Below are 5,707 nucleotides of genomic sequence, written 5' to 3'. Positions count from 1 at the left end.
ATACAATAAAAATACAGAAAAAAGGAACCTTTTACAATATCAAATGTAAAAGATTCCTTAAGTTAATGACATTGCGTGTTTACGGGCCTTTTCGGCTTTCCGTGTCCGTATCTGCCGGAAACTAAGACACCTTTGAAAGCAAAACTTATAGCACCTGACATTAACACCTATCACATACTAAAATATCTCTTCCTATTTTCAGTACCTATTGATTTCCCATACACATCTTTATCAACAATATATTACTCTAAAAATATTCTATATTTTGCCATATAGGACAAAGAACATTTTCTTGACAAAATAAAGAACAAAGTGGTAAACTAAAACAAATATTTTATGTTATTAGGGAGGTACATTATGCCAGAATTACCTGATCTCCAAGTTTTTAGTATAAATTTGAAAAAAAGAATTTGCAACAAAAAGATTTCGTCATTTGATTTATATATCCCCAAAAATTGTAATGTAGATGCCAACGAATTAAGTAATATCATAATTGGAAATGAAATTGACAATATTTATCGTAGTGGTAAAGAGTTATATTTCCAGCTAAAGGATACAACTCAATTTTCTGTTCACTTAATGTTACATGGTAGATTTGAGGTTTGTTCCACAGACGAGACGCAAAAAATAAAGCACAAAATTTTATCTTTTGATTTTGACGGCGGAGAGTCTTTAGCAATTACAGATTTCCAAAAGATTTGTAAAATAACATTTAATCCACCTCAAAATACAGTTCCTGATGCCCTAGGAAGTGATTTTACATATGCTTATTTCGAGGAAATTGCACTTTCTAATTCCAAAAAAAATATCAAGGCATTTCTTATTGACCAAAATATAGTTCGTGGTATAGGAAATGCATATGCTGATGAAATATTATGGAAAGCTAATATTTCACCAGAATCTGTTGTTGGCAAAATTCCAAAGGAAAATTTACATACAATCTATGAAGCCATCGGAATAATACTGAAAAATGCTATAGAGAGTATTCAAACAATTTCTCCAAATATTATTGCAGGGGAAGAAAGAAGTTTTCTAAATGTACATAGAAAAACCGTTACAGAAGACGGAGAACCAGTGATTTGTAAGAAAATTGCTTCAAAGTCCACTTATTATATTGAGAAGCAACAACTGTTTGCATAGGAGACATACTATTGAAAACCAAAATATTTGTAGGTTCATCTAGCGAAAGTGCTAGATACGCTGAAAATATATGTCTTAATCTAAATCGAAGTACAGAATTGCCTAATTTAGAAGTGATTTGTTGGAGAAATAGCCATTTATTTAAATCTGGACATTATACTCTAGAGGATTTACTAAATTCGCTATATGAAATGTCATTTGGGATATTTGTATTTTCACCTGATGACTTAATAGAAATAAGAAATCATAAACAATATACAGCAAGAGATAATGTTTTGCTTGAAGTAGGTATGTATATTGGAGTATTAGGAAGAGAACGTACCTTTATTTTAGTACCTCAAAATCCGTCAAACGAGTTTGAATTGCATATACCAAGTGACTTAAGCGGCATTACTACTATTTTTTATAACTACAGCAAAAACGAACGGAATATTGCAAATGCAGTAAGAGATGCCTGCACAGAAATAAAAAATAATTTATTTGACCTCTTAGAAAAACCACTCACCAAAAATATTATTGAAAAATATAATGTTTTTAATTGTTTTGAAAAAAAAGATTTCCATAAATTGTTTTCCGATTCGTCAACACTTATAACTTGCTTTATTCATTCAAGAAAATGGCGTGAATCAAATAAAGATTTAATTGAGAATTATTTCCAACGTGAAGATACTACATGGACAGTCATCTTACCGGATGTTAACAATCAAATGTTAATGGCAGTCATAAAAGAACATTTTGATGACGGAAAAACAATGAAAAGCAAAATTATAGATGCCTATGATTGTTTTTATAAGCTGATGAATAGATTTGGCGATAGAATTGAAGTATATTTCCACTCATTTTATCCCAGTTATTCATTTTATAAATTTGACGATAAAATTGTAGTTTCGCTATATCCATTAACTGATGAAGGAAAACCTACTCCTACTTTTTTAATGGATGTCAAGAATGATGTAAGTGACTTTTTTACAAGAGACATTGAAAGTATTATATCCAAATCAAGGAGGGTTGATTTGGATGAACTTAAGTTTATAGTAGACTCAAATGAAGAATGAATATTAAAAAGCATCTCACTAATTGAACTGGGATGCTTTTTAAGTACAAAATATAAATATCAAATTCTACAACTTTCGTAAGCAAACAAAACTCCAAACAAATTTCCGTGATAATACAGGCAATTTTCGTGTTTGTATCATATCCACCGTTTTTCAACAGCATTTTCCGTCAAGCTAATCCATCTTTCAGCCAAAACCGCCAATATCCTACACCTTTTTACCTTTCCGCTTTATACTATCACGGAAACCCCTGACTTTTGCGTGAAAGTATACTTTTGCCTGATAGTACGATTTTTCCCCAATCGCCATCCTATCAGCGGCATCCAAAAACACGAAAAAGCGGGGCCCACCACCCACCGTGATGAACCCCACCAAGCCTTAAAACCCTTGATTTTAAGCCATTCTTCAATACTTTTGCCTGCGAGTACCCAAATTCCTATGGCATCATTTGGAAATAGCCGCCTGTGCCGCTGTTAGATTCTGATGACTTTTACCCCTGGGGTAAATTATTTACCCCTTTTACCCCACCTGTGCGGAATTTACCCCACCTTATTTTGCGATTCGACAAATCGACAAAATCCATACTTTTCAGTGCTGCGAAATCGCATTAAAGCAGCCTTAAAAGCTGTAGCAGCTCATGCGACTCCTCCGTATCTGATGCGGTCTGCCTGGTATCAAACTGCGAAAAACGGTTATCGCGGTAAAATGATAAAAGCTTTTCCTCATTTTCAGCTTCTAAGAAGGTCACTACGCCTCCGCCCAAATACTGTATCTCTTTAATTTTGTCCCATGCCAGTGCGAGTAATTCTTCGCCAGTTATTTTTTTGTCTGCACCATTGGTAAAATTTTTGCCAAGTTGGGCAATAAGGTATGCAGACATGGTATAAGTATCTGATTTTTCATCCCATTCACTGACACGCAGCAACTTTTTCTTTACGGTATTGCTTACTGTTTCTCCCCTTACAGTTAAAGGTTTCAATGCAAGGGTAAAATACCCAACCAGCACCATGCAGCTTATGTTAATTACAAGATATGTAACCGACTGATTCTTTTTCGTAAACTCTACTGAACTTTTTTCAAAAAACGCTCGACATCCGGATTCCGCAGACAAGAAAAACCGGAGAGAACTTGAAGAAGCCTGCTCTCTCCGAGTTTTGGATTATCACTATTAAGATAGCGCCGAATGTTGATAACTAAATACCTATTTGTTTCCAACATTTGCTTTCTCCCATTTTGCCATAAATTCTACCAGTTCTGCTTCGTCTGTTATCTCTCTCGCAGCCACAGGTATATGAACAGGACGGTTCTTGGCAGATTCTTCAATCGCATTAACAAACATCTCCACCTGTTCCTTGCCGGAAATGACAAAATTCTTTGTGATACTTGAAGTTGCCATGATAAACACCTCCTTTGTTAGTATGGTTCTTCCGCTACAATTCATACTTTTCTATCTCTATTTTATTATTTTACACCACTTTACAACTTATGCCAATTATTGTTTTGTCTCTGAAGCAATAGATTCAAGCCTTTCACGAAAGCGATTGATTTTATACCAGTTTCGATGTTCCGAAGGAAAGTGGCATAAAACACCTGCCTCCGGATTCCTTCGCTAAGGGCAAATCGGAATTCCTGTACGCTTTCGCCGCGGTACTTTGAAAAGGCCTCTTCCTGGTATGGCAGTATCTTCATTGCGCAGTAAGCGACATTGATCAGGTTCACCAGCATCTCGATTCCTTTCCTGCTGCGGACCATGTAGCTGCACAATGACCAGAATGTCTTCTGCTCATAGTAGCTGACCCCGATGTTCCAGCGCAGACAGTAGCACAGCATGGGGATGTACGGCATCTGGCTGCTCCCGGCCTGGTTCAATGGTGCTTTTTCCTGCCAGGCACAGTACATGTGCATCTGGTGCGGGAAGTTGGTGCTGAAGAAGAGCCGCCTGGAGCCCTGCCCCTTTTCGGATGCCGTCACATAGGCAAGGACCTCCCTCCGCCCGAAGAGGTCGGTGAGGACCCTGCGCACGCCGATGTAGTAGTCCCCGATCCGCTCATCGGAGAGCGTGAAGTCGCTTTCTGTGGAGAGCCGCCTCCCATGCCTGGCGGGCCTGCCCCTCCTGCCTGTAGGCTGCGGCGCAAGGTCATAGATGACGGAGTCGCACCTGGCATTGCAGATGACGTCCAGGTTGGCATATTCGTCCACAACGCACAGCAGGTCCTTCTTGGCATACCAGCTGTCGCAGAGGATTATGACGCTCCTCTGTGCGGAAAGGCCGGGCATGGCCTGCCGTACCATGGAAGCCGCCAGTTCCGGCTTGGACTCTTCCTTCCTCCACATGCGGTAGCCAAGGGGGACTGCCAGGTACGAGACCCGGTGCCCGCGCCATACCGGGACACAGAGCATGAGGCTGACGAAGCAGTGCCCATTGAGGTAGCTGCAGCCGTTATGCGCGGCATGGTCGAAGAGCTTTGACACGTCCTCGAACTCCTTCACGAACTTGGCTGCCATCGTGTCGTCGATGCAGAGGAAGACAGGCTGCGGCTTCAGGCGTTCCGGAATCAGCTCCAGGGCCATGGATGCAGTCACGTCCATGAACCTGGAATAGTCCACTTTCGCATAGGAACAGGCATAATAGAAGGCATTCTGCGACTTCTCCGTGATGCTGGACAGGAAATGCCTGTAGAGGAAACGGATGGAGCGTGCCGATTCCATTGCCAATATGGACAGCACCAATAAGAACAGTGTCTCAGCAGTAGGGGCAGGGAATGTCTCAAAATAAGCAAAAAAGTATTGATGGAGTCTACCAATCAGGCTGTTTTTGTTGTATAATAGGTTTGTCGTACAGGGTCACTTTCCTTTGTAATGGTTGTCGCAAACTCATTATACATCAGAAAGTCCTGTACGATACTTTTTTATGGAAAAACTTGTAAAGTGGTGTATCTTAACAATATATACGCTTGTATCCTCATTCAAACTGTTATCAATATCTGAAACCCAATTCAAATCTGTAAACTCTTTATATGTCATATCTCCAGCAAATTCAATTATTCCCCCCTGCTCATTAATTTCATTTACGTTTATTATGTCTTGTCGAACAATTATTTGATTATCCTGTTCTGCTTCCATGGTTTCAGTAACATCCACTAAACTTTCTTCCTTTTCCTGTATATCAGAATTACCTTTCTCAGCATCTTTCTGATAATCCGCTTCTTCCGGCTGTGACGGCTCATCGACTTCTGATTGAAAGTCCTGCACTGGCTCCTGTGTATCACCTGACGCTGACACAACATTGATTTCCTCTGATGCTATGCTTTCTTCCACAGCAGACTGTGAAATTTTGTCCTCTGCTTTTTCCGCATTGTTTGATGTGCCACATCCTACTAATGTCAACACACACATCATCGCTAAGAAGAACCCTGCCTCTTTTTTCATCAACATTTCCTCCCTATAATGTCAAGTGATTTTCCTTAAAAAATCAAGGAATTTTAAGTTTCATATCTCAGATGAATGAGCCA

At 39.4% G+C, this 5,707-nt stretch carries 5 protein-coding genes and 1 pseudogene; 2 read left to right on the top strand and 4 right to left on the bottom strand.

Annotation, left to right across the window (positions count from 1 at the left end; all coding sequences use genetic code 11):
- The first annotated feature begins 357 nt into the window (after positions 1 to 357).
- Together NFS35_RS28480 and NFS35_RS28475 are read left to right on the top strand one after the other, a co-directional pair.
- Complete coding sequence (locus NFS35_RS28480; protein ID WP_251210326.1) at positions 358 to 1,140, top strand: DNA-formamidopyrimidine glycosylase family protein; 783 nt, start codon at positions 358 to 360, stop codon at positions 1,138 to 1,140.
- A gap of 11 nt (positions 1,141 to 1,151) precedes the next feature.
- Positions 1,152 to 2,195, top strand: coding sequence for a TIR domain-containing protein (locus NFS35_RS28475; protein ID WP_251210325.1), 1,044 nt, complete (start codon positions 1,152 to 1,154; stop codon positions 2,193 to 2,195).
- A gap of 607 nt (positions 2,196 to 2,802) precedes the next feature.
- Here NFS35_RS28475 and NFS35_RS28470 read toward each other — a convergent pair.
- From NFS35_RS28470 to NFS35_RS28455, 4 genes and pseudogenes are all read right to left on the bottom strand, one after another.
- Positions 2,803 to 3,413, bottom strand: a pseudogene (locus NFS35_RS28470) (GNAT family acetyltransferase).
- Positions 3,397 to 3,591 carry a hypothetical protein gene (locus NFS35_RS28465; RefSeq protein WP_120466958.1) on the bottom strand — a complete coding sequence of 65 codons (195 nt, stop codon included), beginning with the start codon at positions 3,589 to 3,591 and terminating at the stop codon, positions 3,397 to 3,399. Before NFS35_RS28465 ends, NFS35_RS28470 begins: the two are co-directional and overlap by 17 nt.
- 80 nt (positions 3,592 to 3,671) lie before the next feature.
- Positions 3,672 to 5,000, bottom strand: a complete 1,329-nt coding sequence (locus NFS35_RS28460; protein WP_330640535.1) for an IS701 family transposase — start codon at positions 4,998 to 5,000, stop codon at positions 3,672 to 3,674.
- A 72-nt stretch (positions 5,001 to 5,072) separates the two neighbouring features.
- The gene (locus NFS35_RS28455) at positions 5,073 to 5,624 is read right to left on the bottom strand and encodes a hypothetical protein (protein WP_251210323.1); all 552 of its coding nucleotides are present in this window, start codon (positions 5,622 to 5,624) and stop codon (positions 5,073 to 5,075) included.
- Between the last annotated feature and the right edge of the window lie 83 nt (positions 5,625 to 5,707).

Source organism: Acetatifactor aquisgranensis (assembly GCF_943193215.1).
Lineage (GTDB): Bacteria > Bacillota > Clostridia > Lachnospirales > Lachnospiraceae > Acetatifactor > Acetatifactor aquisgranensis.
Note: the sequence above shows the minus strand (reverse complement) of the source record. Positions and strands in the feature narration are given on the sequence as shown.